The sequence below is a fragment of the Limosilactobacillus sp. genome (assembly GCF_022482365.1).
In the GTDB taxonomy this organism is placed as follows: Bacteria; Bacillota; Bacilli; order Lactobacillales; family Lactobacillaceae; genus Limosilactobacillus.
This window is the reverse complement of record NZ_JAKVPE010000001.1, coordinates 583,936-607,378: the sequence shown is the minus strand read 5'-3', so window position 1 is coordinate 607,378 and position 23,443 is coordinate 583,936. Positions and strand designations below refer to the sequence as shown.

Below are 23,443 nucleotides of genomic sequence, written 5' to 3'. Positions count from 1 at the left end.
GTTAGCCACTGGACTCAAATAAATAATACTGACCAATTGATTATTGGTTGATGGAGCTGTGATATCTCTTGGTAGAAGGCCTTACGATAGATATCCATTGACGAATGTCCATTAAACATAGCTCGTGGATAGTGATTCATCCAATCATTAGTCGCTATGATCTGAGCACTACTATAGTTATTTATAGCTTCACCTTTGGTAATCTCCTTGCGGAGAAACCGGTTATTGATCTCATTGGATCCACGTTCCCAAGGGGAATACGGATCAGCATAGAAAACATGATCGTGAACTTGTGTTAACTCACTAAATTCTGAACCGTTGTCAGAGGTTATTGTCTTAAAAATGCGATAGTAAGCATCTGTGCCCATTTTCTGGCGCAAATTTATAAAGAACTGATTTACTGCATGCGCAGTTTTACCAGCAATTTTACTCGTGATATTAACTCGTGAAAGGCGATCAGTCATTACTAGTACAACACTGTCATTACCGTTTTTCTGTCCCTGAACTGTATCCAGTTCCCAATGGCCAATTTCGGACCGTTGGTCCGCAGTTTGAGGTCGTTGAGCAATATTAGGCCCTAAGCACCTTTTAGCTTGCGGATGAGTTTGATGATGCTTACGTTTAGGTTTTTCAAAGAGGTCTAAATTGGACGTACGAAGCACACCCTCATTAATCCATTGATATAAAGTTACAACCGACTTTGGGATCAGGGTGCCATCATTCATTAAATCTCGAGCCTTATAAATAACCGCTTGTGGGGAGTAATGGTGGTCGTCAAACTCACCAAGCATTAGCTGATCAGCTAATCGTAAAAATTGCTTTGAAGAATAATATAAGCGACGACGACCAGAATGGCGGTGATGTTCAAGATATGTGGCCTGACCAGCTTCATAACTATAGATGTAGTAAGAATATTCGTAAATCTTACCATTAGATTTTTGACGACGAAGTTGGCGGACCGTACCACGGTTGAGCTCGTTATTAATTGTTTGATGATTAACTCCTAATTGGCGACCAATTGCGCGATTGGAAAGTCCTCCTAAATTTCAAGAATAAGTTAGCCACTGGACTCAAATAAATAATACTGACCAATTGATTATTGGTTGATGGAGCTGTGATATCTCTTGGTAGAAGGCCTTACGATAGATATCCATTGACGAATGTCCATTAAACATAGCTCGTGGATAGTGATTCATCCAATCATTAGTCGCTATGATCTGAGCACTACTATAGTTATTTATAGCTTCACCTTTGGTAATCTCCTTGCGGAGAAACCGGTTATTGATCTCATTGGATCCACGTTCCCAAGGGGAATACGGATCAGCATAGAAAACATGATCGTGAACTTGTGTTAACTCACTAAATTCTGAACCGTTGTCAGAGGTTATTGTCTTAAAAATGCGATAGTAAGCATCTGTGCCCATTTTCTGGCGCAAATTTATAAAGAACTGATTTACTGCATGCGCAGTTTTACCAGCAATTTTACTCGTGATATTAACTCGTGAAAGGCGATCAGTCATTACTAGTACAACACTGTCATTACCGTTTTTCTGTCCCTGAACTGTATCCAGTTCCCAATGGCCAATTTCGGACCGTTGGTCCGCAGTTTGAGGTCGTTGAGCAATATTAGGCCCTAAGCACCTTTTAGCTTGCGGATGAGTTTGATGATGCTTACGTTTAGGTTTTTCAAAGAGGTCTAAATTGGACGTACGAAGCACACCCTCATTAATCCATTGATATAAAGTTACAACCGACTTTGGGATCAGGGTGCCATCATTCATTAAATCTCGAGCCTTATAAATAACCGCTTGTGGGGAGTAATGGTGGTCGTCAAACTCACCAAGCATTAGCTGATCAGCTAATCGTAAAAATTGCTTTGAAGAATAATATAAGCGACGACGACCAGAATGGCGGTGATGTTCAAGATATGTGGCCTGACCAGCTTCATAACTATAGATGTAGTAAGAATATTCGTAAATCTTACCATTAGATTTTTGACGACGAAGTTGGCGGACCGTACCACGGTTGAGCTCGTTATTAATTGTTTGATGATTAACTCCTAATTGGCGACCAATTGCGCGATTGGAAAGTCCTTGCGACTTTAAAGTCGCAATCATCACACGTTCTTCTTTAGTAAGATGAGCATTCTTTTTATGAGTAGTCAATAAAATAGTAGACATGGTATCATTTAAGTGCGTCATTTGACGGACATCCTTTCATATAGGTTTGGTTCACTTAATATGATACCTGATGTCACGCCGAATGGCGTTTTTTATTTACCACCAACTGGGTGGCTAACTTCATTCTATAATCTACCAAATTGTTTTTGATAATGATATTTTGGGGTTTATTGCTTTCACTAGTAACGGTTTTGGCTTTGCAAAAGCGGCAATTTAGTATTCATTTAGCGATTGGAATCATTGAGGCTTCGTTCAGTCAGTGGTTCGTTGTTATTTACTGCATTTTATATTTAACAATCCCGTTCCTTAATGTTGTAACAGGTAACATTAAGCAGAGTAGTTTTAGGGCCCTTTTGGGAATTGGCCTATTCTTCTTTTATGTTTGGCCGACCTTTTTTACTGCGGTTCCGCTTAGCGACGGTGGTTACGGGATTGTCAACTTTGTTTTCCTATATTTAATAGGGACGTATATTCATAAGTATTGGTAGATTATAGAATGAAGTTAGCCACCCAGTTGGTGGTAAATAAAAAACGCCATTCGGCGTGACATCAGGTATCATATTAAGTGAACCAAACCTATATGAAAGGATGTCCGTCAAATGACGCACTTAAATGATACCATGTCTACTATTTTATTGACTACTCATAAAAAGAATGCTCATCTTACTAAAGAAGAACGTGTGATGATTGCGACTTTAAAGTCGCAAGGACTTTCCAATCGCGCAATTGGTCGCCAATTAGGAGTTAATCATCAAACAATTAATAACGAGCTCAACCGTGGTACGGTCCGCCAACTTCGTCGTCAAAAATCTAATGGTAAGATTTACGAATATTCTTACTACATCTATAGTTATGAAGCTGGTCAGGCCACATATCTTGAACATCACCGCCATTCTGGTCGTCGTCGCTTATATTATTCTTCAAAGCAATTTTTACGATTAGCTGATCAGCTAATGCTTGGTGAGTTTGACGACCACCATTACTCCCCACAAGCGGTTATTTATAAGGCTCGAGATTTAATGAATGATGGCACCCTGATCCCAAAGTCGGTTGTAACTTTATATCAATGGATTAATGAGGGTGTGCTTCGTACGTCCAATTTAGACCTCTTTGAAAAACCTAAACGTAAGCATCATCAAACTCATCCGCAAGCTAAAAGGTGCTTAGGGCCTAATATTGCTCAACGACCTCAAACTGCGGACCAACGGTCCGAAATTGGCCATTGGGAACTGGATACAGTTCAGGGACAGAAAAACGGTAATGACAGTGTTGTACTAGTAATGACTGATCGCCTTTCACGAGTTAATATCACGAGTAAAATTGCTGGTAAAACTGCGCATGCAGTAAATCAGTTCTTTATAAATTTGCGCCAGAAAATGGGCACAGATGCTTACTATCGCATTTTTAAGACAATAACCTCTGACAACGGTTCAGAATTTAGTGAGTTAACACAAGTTCACGATCATGTTTTCTATGCTGATCCGTATTCCCCTTGGGAACGTGGATCCAATGAGATCAATAACCGGTTTCTCCGCAAGGAGATTACCAAAGGTGAAGCTATAAATAACTATAGTAGTGCTCAGATCATAGCGACTAATGATTGGATGAATCACTATCCACGAGCTATGTTTAATGGACATTCGTCAATGGATATCTATCGTAAGGCCTTCTACCAAGAGATATCACAGCTCCATCAACCAATAATCAATTGGTCAGTATTATTTATTTGAGTCCAGTGGCTAACTTATTCTTGAAATTTAGGAAAGTAATCAAAAATGGAAAACAACAAACCTTTCAAAAACATTATCGTTACCGGGGGCTGTGGCTTCATCGGCTCCAATTTCGTCCACTACTTGGTCAAGTACCATCCCGAAGTTGAACACATCACGGTCCTGGACAAGCTGACCTATGCCGGGAACCCGGCCAACATCGCGGGCTTGCCGAAGGACCGGGTCAAGCTGGTCGTCGGCGACATCTGCGACAAGGACCTAGTTGACAAGCTCGTCAGTCAGGCCGATGCCGTGGTGCACTACGCCGCCGAGAGTCACAACGACAACTCGCTGATCGACCCGACGCCGTTTATCAAGACTAACATTGAGGGGACCTTCACCCTCATCCAGGCCTGTCGCAAGTATGACGTTCGCTACCATCACATCTCAACCGATGAGGTTTACGGCGACCTGCCGCTGCGCGAAGACCTGCCAGGTCATGGCGAGGGTCCTGGTGAAAAGTTTACGCCGGATTCACCATACCGGCCGTCCAGTCCATATTCATCTTCGAAGGCCAGTTCCGACCTGCTTGTCCGGGCCTGGGTGCGTTCGTTCGGCTTGCGGGCCACGATCTCGAACTGCTCGAACAACTACGGCCCTTACCAGCACATTGAGAAGTTCATCCCGCGCCAAATCACTAATATCCTGAGTGGCATCCGGCCCAAGCTCTACGGTTCCGGCAAGAACGTCCGGGATTGGATCCACACCAATGACCACTCCCGCGCCGTTTGGGACATTTTGACCAAGGGAAAGATTGGTGAGACCTACCTGATCGGGGCCAATGGCGAGAAGAACAACAAGGAAGTTCTGGAAATGATCCTAGAACTGATGGGGCAACCCAAGGACGCCTATGATCACGTTAAGGATCGCCCGGGTCACGACCTCCGTTACGCCATCGACGCCACCAAGCTGCGGACGGAGCTCGGCTGGGAGCCGGAGTTCACCGATTTCCAGTCCGGCCTCCAGCACACGATTGACTGGTATACCCAGCATGAAGATTGGTGGAAAGACGAGAAGGCCGCGGTGGAAGCCAAGTACGCTAAGAATGGGCAATAATTTGTAATTATGCCATAATAACTTTAATTAAAGCTAAACTCCTGATATGATTCGACTTTTGTTGATCGATCATATCAGGAGTTTTGAATTTTTAAAAAACAAATTATGAACATTCTTTGACGATCTCTTGACGATCGGATGATAAACAGTGATCTGCGAAAACAGAAAGCACCGATGCTACTAGAACAGCGTAAAGCCCGTTTATTGAATGGAGCGCATGCTACTATCAGGACAGTAAATGAGTATATTCTGTAATTAATTCCTTAAGTGTTTGAAAAACTAAGGAGGAATATCAACTGACAAAGTGATAGTGGTTTATTATATGTGCAACAAAACTTCTTATTTAAATGCACGTAATTGTACATTCACATATCCAATGATAAACCAGTCACGGTTACAAGGGGTGAAAGAAAATGGCAAGAAAAGAGAACCACAAGGAAAAGTACAGCAAGGTTAAAATGTATAAGACTCATCAGGGCTGGGTAAGCTGTTTAACGCGCTTCTTTAGTATCTTGCATTTTTCAAAAAAGGTCGAAGCAAAGGACACGGCAGTTGATCCGGATGAGCTCGGTGACGATCGTTTTTCAGGGACGCTCAATTCCTATCTGAAGGGTCTGGGCGTGGTTTCAACAATTCTGGGTGTCGGCGGAGTGATTGATGCCGCCGCCCCAACGACGGTCCAGGCCGCCACTGAAACGGTGGACATGAGTTTACAGGAGCTGGGGTCAACCAGTGTTTCTGAAACCGACAGCACTTCTTCACAATCCACTAGCAACCAGTCGACTAGCGGTTCTCTAAGCGTGGACAGCACTTCCGCTTCTTCCCAGAGCTACCTCCACGTCGCAAGCTAGCTTGACGTCAACAAGCTCGTCAATTGCTTCAACCAGCGATTCGAGTCAGCAGGGTACGACGAGCCAAAGTCAGGAATCGCAATCGACCTCTTCAAAGAGCACCTCAGTTGTACAGAGTACGGAATCGACCTCGGCTAGCCTGGCTAGTCAGAGTTCTTCAACTGCGGAATCGGTCATCAGCTCCCAGTCGGTTTCTTCTTCCGCTTCTAATACCGAAGCGGAAAGCGAGGCCAGCTCGACTTGGACAGCGTCGACTAGCTATGCGGACTCGACCGACGGTGTTGTGGGCGGGTATGGCTGGGTCCAGATTACCGTCACCAGCCCCAAGCTCTTGAATGTTAAGCAGGGCGATACTTATATGATCCAGGTTGGTGATTCAACAACCTTCGATTACGACACGACGCCAATCACCACTGATGATTACACGGTTACCTCGTTGGGCGGTGGCACGTACGAGTTTGTAGCCAATGCGGATAAGGACTACGCCAGCTTTAGCTTCACGATCAGCGTAAAGCCAAAGGAAATTGTCACGGCCGATCAGACGATTGAGGTTCCGGTCACAATAAGTCATGACGGGGAAACGATTTCGCTGACGACGGCGGTTAATCTAACGCCACCGGCGACGGTATCCTATGAGGAGTCGCATCCCCTCGTTAAGTACGTTTGCTTTGGGAAGATTTCGGGAACGAATAAGGTTGCTTGGGGGCTATACATCGACTACAACAAGGCCGACCTGAGCGACCTCCAATTCACCGCTAATTTTCCGGGGCAAACGGTCGACAAGAGTTCGATTGAAGCCTACCTGGTCGGTGATGATGAAATCACGGATGCAAACGGCAACCCGCTCGATGCGACTAATCATACCTACACGAATTACAGTTATGATTTATCCAAGTATTTCCAGGACCACTCAACGACGAGTGACTTCAGCATCAGCAATAGTGGGGCGCTGACGGTCGGGGGAACGGACATGTCCCACCAGCCGATGTACATTTACTTCACCACGACGCTTGATGATCCAAACGGTTCGGCATCGTCGCAGCTTGAGCTCTCGGCGAAGGGCGGCAGCTCAACGCTGAATGTTGATGAGCAGCATTCGTCTGGTAATTCTGCTAGCTCAAGCAGCGGTAACAATCCGACCTCAAATACGACCAGCACAACGGATAGCACAAGCAATAGTGATTCAAACTCTGAAAGCACGAGTGCCTCATCTTCCGAAAGTGCAAGTGCGAGTGAGCTAATTTCCGCAAGCACAAGCGAAAGTACGGCCCAGAGCAGCTCGTTCAGTGAAAACGAATCCTTAAGCACGTCTGGTTCAGCCAGCATGAGCGCGTCGACGTCGGTAAGCACAGCCGCCAGCGTCTCAGGTTCGGCTAGCAGCAGCGTTTCAGAGTCAACTAGTGATTCCCAAAGTCAGTCGACATCAGAGAGCGTTTCGCAAAGTGCCTCGGCATCGACTAGCGGCAGCGATTCTCTGTCAGTCAGCATGTCTGAGAGCAGTTCATTTTCAACTAGCGATTCAGAGAGCTCTTCAGCATCCCGGAGCACTTCTCAGAGCGAGTCGCTTTCGACCAGTAGTAGCACATCTCGGCCAGTAAGCACGTCTGATAGTATTTCGTTCTCAACCAGCACTTCTCAAAGTCAGCCGGTATCGGAGAGCGGCTCCCTGAGTGTTTTGACATCGAGTAGTAACCATCCTTCTGCTTCGGTGAGTGAATCTGGCAGCAACTCGTTCTCTGCCAGTGATTCTGAAAGCTTGCCAACATCTGAGAGCGCCTCTCAGAGTGAATCGCTTTCGACCAGTAGTAGCACTTCCCAGCCAGTCAGCACATCTGACAGCACTTCTGAAAGCCAGCCGGCATCGGAGAGCGGCTCCGTAAGCATCTCAGCATCGAGTAGCGACCATGCTCCGACTTCGGTGAGTGAATCAGCCAGCGCCTCATTCTCTGCCAGTGATTCCAACAGCGGGTCGCTAGATAGCGAGAGCGCATTACCGCCGTCGCTATCAGGTCACTACAGCAACGCAGCTGCTTCGCCAACACAAAGCACGTCAACGTTAACCAGCAACTCCGTAAATGCATCGGCTTCAACTTCAATCAGTTATTCGCATTCGATTGAAAGTTCGCAGAGTCAATCAGAGAGTTTGGTACTTCCATTCTCTTCCTTGTCCTCATCTTCAACCAACGCTTTTGCCGTCAGCCCAGTCAGCGGCACGCCTTCTTTAACCGTAACTGACAGCTCAACAGTTAGTTCGACCAGTAGTTCGATCGATGGCAAGCTTTCGACTGACCAGAATAAGCTGCCCCAAACCGGCAATCGCCCGCAGCATTTGTCGGCCTTTGCGTTAGTAGCCCTCGCACTTGGCGCCTTGCTGGCCTTCCTGCCATTCGGAAAGAAACATCATCAGGATGGTGAATGAGTCGATAAGTTATCTCAATAATATTAATTTTAAAAGTTAAATTTGCTACTTTTTACGTATTTAAAGGGTGAAGGGTAAAATAGGCCTTCTTACCAGTTTGATAATTAAGTAATCTTAGAAGAAAATTCGGGGATTCATAATTTAATCAAGGGTAAGCGTCTTAATGTATAATGAACTATACGAAAGCATAAAGGGTAAAATGGATATAAATAATCTTAACGAAAACGAAATTAACTTATTGATTGACGCTGAGAAGAATCCGATAAATACTTTAAAGTATCAAGATATTATTAACCAGATACAGCAGACGCTAGTACTGTCTTCCCATACCTATCGATGTTCGGTAAAAGATAATAAACGAGGGATAATATATCAGTTTCAAGTTCATTCTACGCCCATTATCACTAAATTTTCAGTTGGCCTTATGTTTGTAGAAAACAAGGTGCACTTGATAAGAATAGATTTTGGGGATGATCTGCGGCATACTAATAATTACGGTACTAAAAATGAAGTTGTTATCTTAGGTTCACATGCTCATATTAATTCGCCAGCAGGGAAATATGTTTCAAAGAATGTCATTCCTATTGGCAGTATTAATGAATTTAAGAACATTAAAAAGATAAAAGATGGACTTGATGAGTTTATCAGCTATACAAATATAAAGAAAGCCAGGAGGTGAGTGCTTTGGACAACGCTTCTTTACTCGAAAATAGTTATTATAAGTGGTTAAAAGACGATTTAGTGTTTAAGAATATTGAAGACAATTATGTTTCCATCAGCACTCCCTTTATCGATACCAATTTCGATAATATCAATTTGTATGCTCGTTTTTTGTCGAAAGATAAAATAGAGGTATCAGATTTTGGTTACACAATTGCCAACCTCGAGGATACGGGAATCCGTCTTGATCGCCGCTCTAAAGTTGCTTGGCGAGTCTACACTAATGCTCTAAATGATTTTGGAGTTAGTAGAGAAGACGAGACTTTACTAATTAAAACTTCGCTGGATAAATTTCCCGTAGCGAAGAATCGCCTGTTGCAGGCAATTATGCGGATCAATGATATTTCTTATCTGAGTAAGGGGAATGTTAAAGAAGCATTTAACGATATTATTGAAGATTTCTTATTAAAGAAAGAAATCTTGTATACTCCCAATGTCGAAATTGCCACTGAAAACGGAATATCATCCCACTTTGACTTTTCAATTCCAAGCAAATCGGGGATGGAACGGCTGATTAAGACTTCAGCGCGACCAAATGATCTCAACTATGCAAAGGCCTTTAATTTTGATGTCCGGGTAACGTCACCGGTAAGAGACAATGCTAGATTTTATTACGTGTTAAACGATGTTACTCATAAAGTTAAGCTGAAGAATCAAACCATCAACACGGCACTTGAAGGCTTAAAAGCTGGTACTGCTGATGTTTCAGGGTTTGATGATATTATGAAAAATAATAATGTGTTTGTAAATGAATAGACGAAGGGAATGCATTTTGCGAACTGATACTGCTCACTAGTCAAAATGCTGTTTTACCTTTTGCAACTAAACAAGTCGGCCAATGGATTTCGATTCATTAGCCGACTTATTTTATGGCAATTTAACAAAAAACATACCCGATAAATCCGTAAATTTACGTAAGAGTTGCAGAAATCTATAGGTTTATCGGGTATTAAAGGCTGAAAATGCTTGTCGATTGGTGAAGAGACAGAAATCAAAAAAAGCATCGGAAAATTCCGGTGCTTTTAGTATATGTTGAGATTCAGCTTACTCATTGCAGTGAGTTCCAGACGGAGATGTAATGATTGAGCTCGTCCTCAGTAGCAGAGTAACTGTCCTGATCCTTTTGGAGTTGGTCCTTTGCGGCCTTTAAGCTGTTTTGCGAAGCAGTTAGCTTATTTTGCGCGTCTGTAAAGGCCTGCTTGTACGATGGGATATCTGCCGGATTAGTTTTATAATCAGGGATCGAAATCTCTTCGTTGTATGGAGACTGGTTGATCTTGCTCGATGGGTTAGCCTCCTCAGGCACAATTCCCATCTGGACCTGTTGCTTGACCCGGCTGCCATTTGGATTGGCGATGGAATTAAAGTGAACCTCGAGTCCATTCTTGGAATCAACGGAGACACCTAAAACTTCACCTTGGACTAAGTAATTCAAGTCACTGTTTAACCGAATTCCGAGGAGGTCCGTAGCATGGCCAAACTGTGAATCCGAGTGGTCACCTTCAAAGAGCAGATAAACTACAGCATCATAGACCAGTCGTTTGAGATCGTTAAGATTATTTACTTTCTCGTAACCTCCATAGAGCGACTCGCACACATAGTTGACGCCCCATTCCTTAGGCAGGACAGTATTTAGTTCATTAAAATCATGATTATGTTTATTCCAAATGCTCCAGTTATCCTTCAGATAAAGCTTAGCGGTTTCCTGTGAAATTGCCACCGACCCCTTAGTAATTTGATACAGTGGCGTACCCAGTTGAGCACGCATCTGGTTGAGTAAGTGGGCGGCATACTGGGTGGCAATTGTTGCGTCATGCTCTGATAAAGTACTGTCAGCATTAAACGTGACCGGGATCTTTTTATCATTTGGATTGTCTTTCCATGAATTAAAGTTCATATCGCGCCCCTTTTGATTGGTGCTCAACAGGGCTTGGTACTCAGAAGCAATTGTCTGATCTTTGTTGGAAAGGAATGAAACGTTCTTTTCCTTACTTAGGATGCCCTTCCAAGCATTGATCCACTCTTGCGGTGCCGTTAGCTTGTTTTCGGTTTGAATGCCTTCAAGGTCCTCCTTAGCCTGATCAAATGCATCTTGGTCAGTAGAAACTTGGCTTTGGGCGTCGTTTACTTTACCCCAGTCAGCATCAACCCGGTCACTAGCGGCTTGGTATTTGGCTTCCGCTGCATCAACCTGCTTCTGTGCCGCAGCGATTTTGGCAGCCTGATCATCGTTTTGATCTTGGTTAGTGTTGTCCTGGTCGTTATTGCCTTGATTTTGCTGAGAGCTGTCCTGATTATTATCTTGGTTTTGTTGATCATTGTTCGATTGGTTATTATCGGACGAAGTATTCTGGTCCGACTGATCGCTGTTGTCCCAAGACTCACCGGTCCACTGCCCATTGTCATTGAAGGTGTAAGTCTTGTCACCGATCGCCTGCGTACCGGTTACCATCCAGACGTTGTCATTGTCAAAGTAGTACCACTGGTTATTAATCTTCTGCCAGCCCTTGAGCGCCCAGGCGTTGGTTTGGTCGAAGTAGTACCAGCGATTATTAATCCTTTGCCAGCCGGTCAGGGCCCAGGCATTCTGGTTGTCGAAGTAATACCAGTTGGTGCCGGACTTGAACCAGCCACGGTCAGCCCAGGCATTCGTCGGGTCGAAGTAGTACCAGCGATTGTTAATCTTTTGCCAGCCGGTCAGGGCCCAGGCGTTTTGGTTATCAAAGTAGAACCAATTGCCGGCACCCGATTGGAACCAGCCGCGATCGGCCCAGGCGTTGGTCGGGTCGAAGTAGTACCAGTGGTTGTTAATCTTTTGCCAGCCAGTCAGTGCCCAGGCATTTTGGTTGTCAAAGTAGTACCAGTTATTGTTGATGTTTTGCCAACCGGTATTGGCCCAGGCATTCTGGTCATCGAAGTGGTACCAGTTGCCGGCACCGGACTTGTACCAGCCGGTTTGGGCGTAGCCACCGTCATTGAAGTAGTACCAATTATTATTGATCCGTTGCCACTGGTTGTAGACCCAGTTACCCTGACCATCGGTGTAAGACCAGCCCTGGTCAAAATGGGTCCATTGGTTGCCGGCGTTGGCCTTCGCCTGGGAAACCGTCAGATCGCTGGTGCTCGTCTTTTGGTCAGTGACAGTTTGGCTGGTGGTCGTCGTTTGATCCTGCTGCGTGCTCTGCGTGTCAGCGCTTTGGTTGCCATCTGCATCATCCTGACTAGCGGTCGGCTGTTGAGCCTGAACTAGTTGGGTGTCAGCGCTTGTAGTCGTCGTGTCAGCCTTGACGCTTTGCGTGGCCATCCCCCCGGCCAGCATCATCGCAGCAACCGTGATTGTCGCCGTCAGCCAGTTTTTACCGGCCTTATAGAGCTTCTTGTGTTCCTTAGACATTTTCAAATCTCCCCCTAAGATAGTGTCGTTACGGCTCTTATTATACTTCTTTTGTTTGTTGCTATGGCCTAGATTTCAGCTAGCGGCCACAACTTTCAGCGAAGGTTTAAAATTTTAATTCAGCCACGAGCCCGGGAAAATTTGCGGTAAAATCAAATTGGAAATTTGTAAAATAGTAGGTGAGTTCATTGAAGAAAATGATAACGGGGATGGCTGCCCTGATGGCAGTGCTGAGCCTGGCGGGATGTGGCAGTCAGGCGCAGAGCGGCCAGCACGGTTCGGCCACCAAATCAGGCAAGGTCGCCAAGGAGAGCAGTTCCATGGCCGCTGCTTCGGCCAGTTCTGCTCAGGCGAAGAATTCGTCGCAAGCAACCCAGGTAGACAACAAGACGGCGGGAGTCCTTGTTGCTCTGCTGGCCAGTCCGGACTGGTTCAAGGGCGGCATCCAGGACAACGAGATGTACTATGGTGAGGACGCCGGCAAGTATGGCTCGGGAAGCTCGAAAGGCAGTCTGGCTGGCTACAGTTTCCTGACGGCCAACGGTGACCCAACCAGCTATCTCTACTACAAAGTCAACGGTGACCAGGTGACCTATAAGCAGTGGATCCCGGGCGAGAGCGTTGCTGAGGGTCACATGCGGACGCGGACGATTAGTCTGGCCCGGCTGGAGAAAGATTACTATGTCACGCAGGACCAGAAGAACGAGGTTGATGGCTACGTCAGCCAGCTGCAGCCCGAAGAGGCTTACATGAGCTCGATTAAGAATGCCGAAAGCAGTAGTGATGATCAGAATTAACTAGAAGAAAAACCAGCGCGGTTGAAAATTGCGCTGGCTTTTTTAATACAAAATTCAAATTCTTCCGTCTATATATGATAGGGGATTAATTTGTCTTCTAAATCATATTTGTATCTCACGAGACACAAAGATGATATCATAATTCTTGAAAGAGTTTGGATGTGAAAACTGTGACCGTATCGCCAAAATAAGAAGGGGTGATTAAACATGACTACGGTAAATCTTTATAACCCGGAGTTAGGAGCTACCGAACTTTATGAAGAGAAATGGCTCCCGGAAAAGATTGATATTAAAGATGAAAAGGATGTTCTGGTTGTTAACCACTACTGGGAAGATCCGCGGGGTGAACTTTGGGGTGATTTTAATGATCCGATGGAAAATGTTCGCAGGGGATTCAATGTCTATCGTGTTAGGAAGGGGTATTTGTTGCCGGACGAAATTCGGCAACTGCGTAAACAATTAGGATTGCCAATTAGAAAATTTGCGGATGCGTTGGGCATCAGTTCTTCAGCGTTGACCCAGATCGAGAATAATCATCGGGTCCAAACCAAGTATCAGGATGTCCTTTTCCGAATGGTTCGCCACGATCCGCATGCCTTCCTTGCTTCTTTGAAGGACACCCAATCGACGTTAGAACCAAGTGGTGATTATGATGTTAATAATCACCTCTATGCCTACGACAGCACAGAAAATTTACAAGAGTTTCGGCCAAATGAAAAACGAGGAGGATTCGCATAAAATGACAGCTTTACAATTTAATACGTACCGGGTAAACGCGATGGAATACAATCGAAATGAGAACTTTACGGATTCCAGTGAACAGGTAGTAATTAAGCCACGATTGAAAACCAGTGTTCAGATTAAGGAAAATAAAATTGAACTGACTTTATCGGTGACTGTCGGATCGCTGACAGACAAGCGGGTGCCCTTTGAAGCACGATGTTCGGTTACGGGCAGTTTTACCTATCTTGCTGCTCAAGATAAGGCTAAAACCAATTTAGATACACTTGTTAATAGCAATGCCCTTGCTATTCTGTTTCCATACGTGCGGACGATCATTACGATGCTGACCGCCGGATCAAACGAGTACCCAGGCTACGTTATGCCAACAATTAACGTTAACAAAGCGCTAATTGATTTAGCCTAGATTTTTATATTGATGATGCTTTATTTTAGGGGATATAAAAGGCAGCTATGAATTAAATCACGGCTGCCTTAACTCTTATTTTCGTGCCTCTTCCAAATGGTGGTGCGCGTCAGTGCCTGAAATGTCGTAGGTTTCCATGAGCTGACGAATGATGATTCCGTCATTAAGCTGGAGGTTAATCAGCATTTTGGTTGCTAGGCGAATGCCCTTCTCCAAGCCGATTTCTTTACCTTTTCTTTCGGCATCTGCTAAATCTGCTTCATATTTCATAAATTGTTGCCGCCTTTCTGGATCCTGCTTGATTTGTGCCATCTTTTGGATAATTTGTTCCGCGAGTGCATCCCCGGGTTGAGTTTGATTGTGCATTAGCTTAAAAAGTCCCTTTAACTCTGGGTGATCGCTTAAATTCGTTGCTTGAGCATTAAAGAACCGGAAATGGTTTTCGTCTCCTGCTAGTAAGGAGGGATCTTCGATGCACCGCAATTCAAATTTGTATACTGGAGAATTGTTGCCAAAATAATCGAAGTCGCAAAAAAAGACGATGTAAAGGGGGTGAATATGCGGCTCACTATTGGCTTCGCATAAATTTTGCATGTCCGGATCCATAGTACTTAAATAGTATCGCATCCGCGCCTCTAAAGGGTAATTGCTCTTCTCCGCAGAAAACGACTCCAGAATGAAGGTTCGTTTTTGGTCATCGCGAACGTAGACGTCATAGTGCGGCCCTCCCGAATCTCGCACATCATCGGCAATATTGGGCAGTGGAATCTTTTTGACCTGTTTGATTCCAAGCTGCGGAAAGATCCTCTGCAGCAGCGCCAGGCAAAGCTGGTCGTCCTGCATCACCATTCCAAACATTCGGTCATCCAACAGCGTCAGATTTTTCCACTTGACGATGGCATCTTTGTAATCAGTGGTTGATTTTGCCATTCAGCAACAGCTCCTTTGATATATTAGGTGGCTTCGGGCCCCTATATAATAAATACGTAAAAAAGCCGGATTTTGACGAAAAAAGATTTAAAAGTTTTTTCGAACAAAAGCAAAGTTCTTCCGTCTATATAGAGTAGAGGGGGGACAAAAATGAAAAAACAACTGATAAAGGAACTGCTGGCGATGGAACTCTTCGATCAATACACGCCCGACGAGTACGTGCCTGGCTATGGGGACCTGGAGAAGTACGATAACGGTTATTTCCTAATAATCTCGGAGAAGAACGCTGCGGCGATCATGGAGGACCTCAAGTACGGGAGCTTCACCGTCGAAAAGGATATTGATTGCCTGCCCAACTACTCGGGCGAAGCGGCTCAACGCTTTGGTCACCAGCTCCAGACAGCCTACCAACGCTTGATTCGGCTTCATCCGGGCTGGGCGGTCGACGACTAGTTGCCTAGGCCATCGCCCAGAAAATTAACTTGGTGTTATAATAAGATTATTACTTCAGGATGGGGATGGATCGAAATGGATAAAAAGAAAGCCCTACACATGCTGTGGGAACTGTGCCAATTAGGAATTGCCGCTCTGTTGCTGTATTACATCGTTAATTTCCTGGACCTATTGATCAAGTAACAAAATCCCGTTCACAACCGAAAACCGGTTGCGGACGGGATCCTTTTTTCATTAATTTTGCTTTTGGTGTCGGATGACCAGGCTGACGATTCCCGCCAGTGCAAGCCAGACCAGGCCGATCAGGGAAATGATTGCTCCCTGTTTTAGCCCCGGCGTCTGGTAGGTGAAGCGGACGTTATGCCGGCCCCGCGGCAGCCAGACCCCCAGGAAGGCCTGGTTAGTGCGAACGGTCTTGGCCGGGCGACCGTTGACCGTTACCCGCCAACCGGACGAGTACGGGATCGAGGAGGTCAGGACCCCGGCGCGCGGCGTCGTGATCCGGCCGCTGACCTGGTTGCGGCTGAACCTCAGCTTGGTTAGGGCGTGGTGCTGGATGGTCCGCACCTGCCGGGTGTAGCTGCCGCCGAGCTTCGTGGCCACGACCCGGTACCGCAGTTCGTAGCGGCCGAGCTTCGATGGCTTGAAGGTCAGCTTTTGTGGCAGGTTACCGCTGTAGTAACCGATGTTGAGCGTGCCGTTCTTGACCAGCTTGAAGAGCGAGAGGACGTTCTGCTTGGCCTGGACCACGCTGGCGGTGCCGAATTTGCTCGTGTAGTTGAGCTGGAACGAGATGTCCGGTGAGCCGTTGAGGACGTGGTAGCGCCAGTAGCGGTACTTGTTGAAGCGTTGGTTGAAGACCGTTCCGGGATGGTTGCTCATTGCCAGGCGGTGCTTCATGTCGTACTTGATCTGCTCCTTCATCGAGAAGGGCGTGTATTTGATCTTGGAAAATTCGATATGGAGCTCGCTGCCCCGGACCCGTTTACGGAAAGACTTGTTCTGCATCTGCGGGAACTGGAGCTGGTATTTCTCGTCGCTGTCGGTGTACTTGAGCTTGGTCGGGTTGATCTTGTTGAAACGGTTGGAAACCAGGACGCTCTTCAACGGGATCGACCGGGTCACCGTAGCCGCCTTCATCCCCGTGGTTCGACCTTCCACCAGGACCCCGGACGCCAGGGCCCGTTCCTTTTCGCTCGGCGAGAGCTTGCGGTACTGGTGGTGACTGATGTAGTGATCCTGCCAGTAGATCAGCGGGAAGGCGTTCTTAGTCTTGTAGCGTAGCGTCTGGATCGGGATCAGCTGATCCTTGCTGGTAGCGGTGCTGGGCTGGCCGACGTCGTAGTTGATGACCGGCTGGCTGGCCTGATCCAAGAAGTAGCCGGCTGGCAGCTTGGTGGCGTTGAGGCTGTTACTCTGAACAAAGAGGTAACGAACACCGAAGAAGTTATTCATGATCGTCCGATCATCGGCCTGGCGAATCGGGATGTTGGCCTGGTACTGGTTGTTCTGCAGGCTGGTGTTGAACTGACCGAGGTACTTGTTCTGCAGGGAGTAGTAGGAGTCGATGTTATGCAGGCCCGAGGTCAGGTCGTTATCGAGGTTCGGCCCGTCGATGATCTGGTTTTGGCTGATGGTCGAAATCCGGTAGGCCGGCGTCCGGCTGAGCCCGGCATCGAGCCCGCCGTAGCGATTGGCCGTAATCGACTGGTATTCGCCCCGGCTGAGCATCTGGTCGGAGAAGTCCCCCTTGTAGGGAAAGGCGGCGTAGATGGCGTTGAAGCCGGCGTTGAGCAGGACGATCGCCAGCAGCCAGCGATCCGGAAAGCGCGTCTTGTGGAAGTTGACCATCCAGAGCGCCATCAGTGAGAGAACCAGGAAGAGCACCGGCATAAAGATGTCGTCGTTGTTGGCAAAGTAGAAGGTTGCAATCAAAATGGCCAAGTAGATGGTCGTGGCGATGCTGAGGATCCAAAGGGTGTGGCGATCAAAGCTGGGGGCGTTTTCGGCGATCACGCAGACCGCAAACGCTAACGGCAGGTAGATTAAAAGCGTCCACCGGTTAGAGGCCGACATCATCCCGTTGAAGAAGGCACCGACCGCCGGGATCAGCAGCATAATAAAGGAAATTCCCAGGCTGATTGTCAACAATGGGTAGCGACGGGGCCGCGAATAGATGTATACCAGGGCCAAGAAGCCGATTGAGACCACCCCGAGGGCCGTCCAGTACATGAAGTACCACTGGCCCCCGTTGATCAATTGCTTGGGCAAGAAAAGATAGTAGTAGAGCGGGTAGACTTTGAGCCCGTTAGCGAACTCGGCCCCGGTCCGGGTGGAGTTCATGATCGCAATGATCTCCGGTACCAACATGACGCTGGCAACCAACAGGCTGGTAACCGTCGCAAAGGCCAGCTTGCCCAGCGCTTGCCAGTAGTTAAGCTGCTTGCGGTACTTGGTGGCCACCCGGAGCACGAGGTAGGCCAGCGCACCGATGCCGAGAACAAAGGCCAGGTAGTAGTTGCTGATCAGCATCCAGATGAAGACGCCGGTCAGCGGCCAGGCCGAGCCTCCCTGGAGGATTCGCTCAATCTGGACGACGATCAGGGGGAAGATGATGAAGGGGGTCGTGAAGAACGGTTGGGCCACGCAGGCGTATAAGAGAAAGGCGTTGACCGTGTAGGCGACCGTCCCGATCAGGATGACCGAGTGCCGGAAATCAAAGTGCTGGGCAAAGTAGACGAAGGCCAGTCCGACGCAGTACATCCGCAGCATCCCGATCAGCTGGTAGGCCATCGTCATCTTGGCTGCCGGGAAGAGCAGGGCCAGGTAGGCAAAGACGTCCCCAATCGTGTAGTAGGAGTAGACCTGGAAGGTGTCGGTCCCCAGTCCCATCTGCCAGGACCAGAAATTCAGCTGGCCCGGGTGGTGGAAGAAGTGGATCAGGGCCTGGCGGTACTTGACCATCAGTGGCAGGTGCTGGTTTAGGGCATCCTTGCTGAGAATAAAGGTGTGACCGGTGGCCAGGTAGGTCCCGAAGATGCAGGCGGCCAGAAAGAGGAACATTAGGCTGTATTCCAGGTACAGCCGTTTCAGTCCCGTCCGGCGTTGAAACGAAAAATCCATGATGTGCTCCTTAAGTTTAACGTAATACTCAACTATTCTATCATTATTCAAAGTGGCTGCGCATAAAAAATCCGCCCGGCAATCAGGCGGGGCGGAGTGATTAAGCGGATTGATGATGGTTGGAATCGTTGGACTGCTTGATCAGCAGTGCCTTGACCTCATCGAGCTCGTGCTTTAGCTGCCGATTCTCATTTTCCAAACGATCCAGCTGACGGCCGACCTTCTCCTCGTCCTCCTTGGCGAAGTATTCGGTGATCGTGCTGGTCAACATCCCGATGAAGCCGATTCCCAGAAACATCAGGATGATTGCGGCGCCCCGGCCCAGGCCGGTCTTGGGGGTGATGTCCCCGTAGCCGATCGTTGTCGCGGTCGTAATCGCCCACCAGAGGGCCTCGTTGAAGGAAAACTTTTCGGAGATCCGGAACATGGCAGCGGCCACCAGGATTACGGCGATGCTGATGTAGAGGTAGTAGAGAAATTCGCTGCGCTTGAACAGGCTGGCGAGCCGGCCGGTCAAGCCGACCAGGCGGGCGATCCGCAGCAGTTTGAGCATCCGAAAGGTCCGGCCAATCTGGGCGACTCGGAAGAAGGCGAAGATGCTGGAAGCGGGGATGATCGAGAGCAGGTCGAAGAGGTTGTGGGTGAAGAAGTATTTCTTGTCCTTGGCCCGGGCGAAGCGAACGAGATAGTCGACCACGAAGACCGCCCAGATGCCGCTGTCGATCAGGTTATAAGGGTAGGCGTCGAGGTTGAGATCGCCGGCGTAGTATGCCAGCAGCATGACGATGGTAATGATCGCCAGGATGGCAATGAACACCTGGTAGCTTAGGTAAATAATTCTTTTGTTCTTCATGACGCCGGCACCCCATCGTTAATAATTCTTTCGGTATTATAGTATAATCGTCTTAGAAGAAATAGACAATTTGAATTGGGAGCAGCCTTTCCGGTTCGAATTGCCAATTAAAGGGAATGATGAATCATGCTCAACAAGAGTGACTTACAGCTAATCGAATCAGAATTAATCTCCATGGAGGAGCCCTACCTGGGAACACTGGCCAACGATATCCACGCGGACCCGGCAGAACTTCTTGACGTTCACCGGGGCAACACCTTCGTTACCAGCCTCAGTCTGAGTGTTCTCCTGCGCATCAATGCCTACTTTCAGGATTACCCGCCCTTCAACAGTGATACCGGTGAGGTGATCGACGATCTGAATCAGCTGCGCTTGAGCTGTGATTATCGGCGGGTGCGCCAGCTTCTTCAACAGGAGATCATGAACTATAATTTCTACCACGATAACGAACTCGACGCCTATAGCCCACTCTGGATCGAACGGGATAGTCAAACGCGGCCGGGAACGGGTTACCGGGCGATCGTCAACTTCTATCTGCCGGCGCTCGGTGGCGTGCCGCAGAGCGAGATGACCCTCTATTCGACCCTGGTCGGGGACGCGATGACCGAAATGGCGATTATGGGCTGGCAGTTTGATTAACCGCTTTCGCAAAAAGACTTATAATGAAGACAAAGGGAGATGAGCAGGATGAACAAAGCATTCATGACCGGTTATTATCAGGGCGTAGTCGAGGTTGCGCCCGCCTCACTGTCGGCGGCCAAGGTGGAGGAGCTGGCGATCGCGATGACCATTTTGCACCTGCGCCATGCGGGGGTTGCGATCACCACCATCCACGATTTCCTGGTCGATGATATTCACGCTAACGAACGGGTCGTCAACCACCACATCAGCGAGACGGCGGACCAATTGGAAACTGCTCAAGCCAAGATCCTGGCGGGAGCGTTTGAATAGTAAAACACAAACGGCGAACGTTGATTTTTAATCAATGTTCGCCGTTTTTAAAACTTAATTAGTTTTTAAGCTTTTATTAATGTACCTAAATTTCAAGAATAAGTTAGCCACTGGACTCAAATAAATAATACTGACCAATTGATTATTGGTTGATGGAGCTGTGATATCTCTTGGTAGAAGGCCTTACGATAGATATCCATTGACGAATGTCCATTAAACATAGCTCGTGGATAGTGATTCATCCAATCATTAGTCGCTATGATCTGAGCACTACTATAGTTATTTATAGCTTCACCTTTGGTAATCTCCTTGCGGAGAAACCGGTTATTGATCTCATTGGATCCACGTTCCCAAGGGGAATACGGATCAGCATAGAAAACATGATCGTGAACTTGTGTTAACTCACTAAATTCTGAACCGTTGTCAGAGGTTATTGTCTTAAAAATGCGATAGTAAGCATCTGTGCCCATTTTCTGGCGCAAATTTATAAAGAACTGATTTACTGCATGCGCAGTTTTACCAGCAATTTTACTCGTGATATTAACTCGTGAAAGGCGATCAGTCATTACTAGTACAACACTGTCATTACCGTTTTTCTGTCCCTGAACTGTATCCAGTTCCCAATGGCCAATTTCGGACCGTTGGTCCGCAGTTTGAGGTCGTTGAGCAATATTAGGCCCTAAGCACCTTTTAGCTTGCGGATGAGTTTGATGATGCTTACGTTTAGGTTTTTCAAAGAGGTCTAAATTGGACGTACGAAGCACACCCTCATTAATCCATTGATATAAAGTTACAACCGACTTTGGGATCAGGGTGCCATCATTCATTAAATCTCGAGCCTTATAAATAACCGCTTGTGGGGAGTAATGGTGGTCGTCAAACTCACCAAGCATTAGCTGATCAGCTAATCGTAAAAATTGCTTTGAAGAATAATATAAGCGACGACGACCAGAATGGCGGTGATGTTCAAGATATGTGGCCTGACCAGCTTCATAACTATAGATGTAGTAAGAATATTCGTAAATCTTACCATTAGATTTTTGACGACGAAGTTGGCGGACCGTACCACGGTTGAGCTCGTTATTAATTGTTTGATGATTAACTCCTAATTGGCGACCAATTGCGCGATTGGAAAGTCCTTGCGACTTTAAAGTCGCAATCATCACACGTTCTTCTTTAGTAAGATGAGCATTCTTTTTATGAGTAGTCAATAAAATAGTAGACATGGTATCATTTAAGTGCGTCATTTGACGGACATCCTTTCATATAGGTTTGGTTCACTTAATATGATACCTGATGTCACGCCGAATGGCGTTTTTTATTTACCACCAACTGGGTGGCTAACTTCATTCTATAATCTACCTTTTATTAATGTAATAACTTTGCTAGAATAGAAAACAATCAATTAAAAAGAAAGCAAGAACAAAAGGAGTGATGTGCGCATGGAGAAACCACAAAACACGAACGAGGAGCTCAACCGTTCCCTCGGCCTGTGGTCTGCACTATCAATCGTAATCGGGACGATCATTGGTTCCGGAATCTTCTTTAAGCAAGCTTCAGTTTTGGATAGTGCCGGTTCCTCCACTTTGGCCTTGCTGGCCTGGGTCGTCGGTGGGCTGATCACCCTGACCTCGGGGCTGACGGTTGCCGAAATCGGTTCGCAGATGCCCTACACCGGTGGACTCTACGTCTACATTGAAACCATCTACGGGCGCTTGACCGGCTTTCTCTCCGGCTGGATGCAGGCAATTGTCTACGGACCGGCAATCATTGCTTCGGTCGCCGGTTTCATGAGCATTCTGATGACCGAGCTCTTTGGCCTGTCCGCTTCCTGGCGGGTTCCACTGGCGGTGATTACCATCTTGGCAATCGGAGCGATGAACCTGCTCGACAACCGGGTCGGGGCCGGATTTGCGATCCTGACCACCATCGGGAAGCTGATCCCAATCGCCGCGATCATCATCTTCGGGATCTTCTTCGGTCACGAAAACGCCCTTGGCCAGACGGTCGGCCAGGTTCACCAGGCCAGCGGCAACTTCGGGGTGGCCGTCTTGGCGACCCTGTTCGGCTACGACGGCTGGATTCTGATTGCTAACCTGGGTGGTGAAATGAAGAACCCGCAAAAGCTGCTGCCCAAGGCGATCATCATCGGGGTCAGCTCGGTCCTGGTCATCTACACCCTGATTACCTTCGGTGTCTTCCGCTTCCTGCCGGCGGCCAAGATTCACCAGCTCGGCGAAGGGACGACCAGCTACCTGGCGATGAAGGCCTTCGGGAAGATTGGCGGCCGCCTGCTTTCGATCGGGATCATCATTTCAATGATGGGGACGATCAACGGGAAGATCATGACCTTCCCGCGGATTGTCTACGCGATGGCCAAGCGTCACGACCTGCCGTTCTCCCGTTACCTGTCTTACGTCACTCCTAAGGCCAAGGAATCGGTGGTGGCGATCGGTTTCATCATCGCACTGGCGACGGTCATGATGTGCTTCTTTGATCCCGACCACCTGTCGGACCTCTGCGTCTTTACGGTTTACTGTTTCTACACGCTGGCCTTCATCGGGATCTTCATCCTGCGGCGGCGCAACCAGGGGAAGCCGCGGCCGTTCTCGACACCGCTCTACCCGATTATTCCGCTGATCTCCATCGCCGGGGCGCTCTTCGTCCTGGCCAGCGAGGTCGTCAATGATCCGTGGGGCGTGGTCCTCTTCGTCGGCATTACCATCCTCGGCCTGCCGGTGCTCTGGGCAGTCAAGGAGATGGATAAGCGTCGGCAAATGTAAAAATGTTGGTTAGGACT

General features: G+C 47.5%; 19 protein-coding genes and 1 pseudogene. 13 read left to right on the top strand and 7 right to left on the bottom strand.

All coding sequences use genetic code 11. From position 1 onward, the window contains the following. Positions 1–14: 14 nt before the first annotated feature. Positions 15–1,037, bottom strand: a pseudogene (locus tag LKE23_RS02875) (IS30 family transposase); the annotation flags it as partial. A gap of 33 nt (positions 1,038–1,070) precedes the next feature. Further along, on the bottom strand, positions 1,071–2,201 hold the full coding sequence (locus tag LKE23_RS02870) for an IS30 family transposase (RefSeq protein ID WP_291976173.1): 1,131 nt from the start codon (positions 2,199–2,201) through the stop codon (positions 1,071–1,073). A 578-nt stretch (positions 2,202–2,779) separates the two neighbouring features. Here LKE23_RS02870 and LKE23_RS02865 point away from each other — a divergent pair. The 6 genes from LKE23_RS02865 (at position 2,780) to LKE23_RS02840 (ending at position 9,751) form a co-directional block, all read left to right on the top strand. After that, a complete protein-coding gene (locus LKE23_RS02865; RefSeq protein WP_291976173.1) occupies positions 2,780–3,910 on the top strand; it encodes an IS30 family transposase in 1,131 nt (376 codons plus the stop codon). Positions 3,911–3,955: 45 nt separating this feature from the next. Further along, positions 3,956–5,005 (top strand): dTDP-glucose 4,6-dehydratase, encoded by a 1,050-nt coding sequence (rfbB, locus tag LKE23_RS02860; protein WP_291977996.1) that lies wholly within the window; start codon positions 3,956–3,958, stop codon positions 5,003–5,005. Between the two features lie 413 nt (positions 5,006–5,418). Beyond that, entirely contained in the window at positions 5,419–5,856 is a 438-nt protein-coding gene (locus LKE23_RS02855; protein WP_291977995.1) for a serine-rich glycoprotein adhesin, read from the top strand. Between the two features lies 1 nt (position 5,857). Then, entirely contained in the window at positions 5,858–8,275 is a 2,418-nt protein-coding gene (locus LKE23_RS02850) for a hypothetical protein (RefSeq protein ID WP_291977994.1), read from the top strand. 163 nt (positions 8,276–8,438) lie between these two features. Then, the gene (locus LKE23_RS02845) at positions 8,439–8,954 is read left to right on the top strand and encodes a DUF6978 family protein (protein WP_291977993.1); all 516 of its coding nucleotides are present in this window, start codon (positions 8,439–8,441) and stop codon (positions 8,952–8,954) included. Positions 8,955–8,959: 5 nt separating this feature from the next. Then, a complete protein-coding gene (locus LKE23_RS02840; protein WP_291977992.1) occupies positions 8,960–9,751 on the top strand; it encodes a DUF1828 domain-containing protein in 792 nt (263 codons plus the stop codon). Positions 9,752–10,043: 292 nt separating this feature from the next. Here the strand turns inward: LKE23_RS02840 and LKE23_RS02835 are convergent, their stop codons facing one another. After that, positions 10,044–12,389 carry an SEC10/PgrA surface exclusion domain-containing protein gene (locus LKE23_RS02835; protein ID WP_291977991.1) on the bottom strand — a complete coding sequence of 782 codons (2,346 nt, stop codon included), beginning with the start codon at positions 12,387–12,389 and terminating at the stop codon, positions 10,044–10,046. 197 nt (positions 12,390–12,586) lie between these two features. Between LKE23_RS02835 and LKE23_RS02830 the strand changes: the two genes are divergently transcribed. The 3 genes from LKE23_RS02830 to LKE23_RS02820 all read left to right on the top strand — a co-directional run bounded on the left by LKE23_RS02830 (position 12,587) and on the right by LKE23_RS02820 (position 14,333). Then, a complete protein-coding gene (locus LKE23_RS02830; protein WP_291978310.1) occupies positions 12,587–13,186 on the top strand; it encodes an Lreu_0056 family protein in 600 nt (199 codons plus the stop codon). 207 nt (positions 13,187–13,393) lie between these two features. Continuing rightward, positions 13,394–13,924 (top strand): helix-turn-helix domain-containing protein, encoded by a 531-nt coding sequence (locus tag LKE23_RS02825; protein ID WP_291977990.1) that lies wholly within the window; start codon positions 13,394–13,396, stop codon positions 13,922–13,924. Position 13,925: 1 nt separating this feature from the next. After that, positions 13,926–14,333 (top strand): protein-export chaperone SecB, encoded by a 408-nt coding sequence (locus LKE23_RS02820; RefSeq protein ID WP_291977989.1) that lies wholly within the window; start codon positions 13,926–13,928, stop codon positions 14,331–14,333. A gap of 75 nt (positions 14,334–14,408) precedes the next feature. Here LKE23_RS02820 and LKE23_RS02815 read toward each other — a convergent pair whose 3' ends face one another. After that, positions 14,409–15,263: an Rpn family recombination-promoting nuclease/putative transposase gene (locus tag LKE23_RS02815; protein ID WP_291977988.1), complete on the bottom strand. Its 855-nt coding sequence runs from the start codon at positions 15,261–15,263 to the stop codon at positions 14,409–14,411. A gap of 150 nt (positions 15,264–15,413) precedes the next feature. Between LKE23_RS02815 and LKE23_RS02810 the strand changes: the two genes are divergently transcribed. Continuing rightward, positions 15,414–15,716 (top strand): hypothetical protein, encoded by a 303-nt coding sequence (locus LKE23_RS02810; protein ID WP_291977987.1) that lies wholly within the window; start codon positions 15,414–15,416, stop codon positions 15,714–15,716. Positions 15,717–15,950: 234 nt separating this feature from the next. Here LKE23_RS02810 and LKE23_RS02805 read toward each other — a convergent pair whose 3' ends face one another. Both LKE23_RS02805 and LKE23_RS02800 read right to left on the bottom strand, forming a co-directional pair. Next, entirely contained in the window at positions 15,951–18,839 is a 2,889-nt protein-coding gene (locus LKE23_RS02805) for a YfhO family protein (RefSeq protein WP_291977986.1), read from the bottom strand. A gap of 100 nt (positions 18,840–18,939) precedes the next feature. Beyond that, the gene (locus tag LKE23_RS02800) at positions 18,940–19,692 is read right to left on the bottom strand and encodes a potassium channel family protein (RefSeq protein ID WP_291977985.1); all 753 of its coding nucleotides are present in this window, start codon (positions 19,690–19,692) and stop codon (positions 18,940–18,942) included. Positions 19,693–19,818: 126 nt separating this feature from the next. Here LKE23_RS02800 and LKE23_RS02795 point away from each other — a divergent pair, with 126 nt between their 5' ends. Beyond that, on the top strand, positions 19,819–20,331 hold the full coding sequence (locus LKE23_RS02795; RefSeq protein WP_291977984.1) for a hypothetical protein: 513 nt from the start codon (positions 19,819–19,821) through the stop codon (positions 20,329–20,331). A 48-nt stretch (positions 20,332–20,379) separates the two neighbouring features. Then, on the top strand, positions 20,380–20,643 hold the full coding sequence (locus LKE23_RS02790) for a hypothetical protein (protein WP_291977983.1): 264 nt from the start codon (positions 20,380–20,382) through the stop codon (positions 20,641–20,643). 116 nt (positions 20,644–20,759) lie between these two features. On the opposite strand, the gene LKE23_RS02785 is transcribed toward LKE23_RS02790, so the two are convergent. After that, entirely contained in the window at positions 20,760–21,890 is a 1,131-nt protein-coding gene (locus LKE23_RS02785) for an IS30 family transposase (protein ID WP_291976173.1), read from the bottom strand. 195 nt (positions 21,891–22,085) lie between these two features. Between LKE23_RS02785 and LKE23_RS02780 the strand changes: the two genes are divergently transcribed. Then, positions 22,086–23,426 carry an APC family permease gene (locus LKE23_RS02780; protein WP_291977982.1) on the top strand — a complete coding sequence of 447 codons (1,341 nt, stop codon included), beginning with the start codon at positions 22,086–22,088 and terminating at the stop codon, positions 23,424–23,426. Positions 23,427–23,443 lie beyond the last annotated feature (17 nt).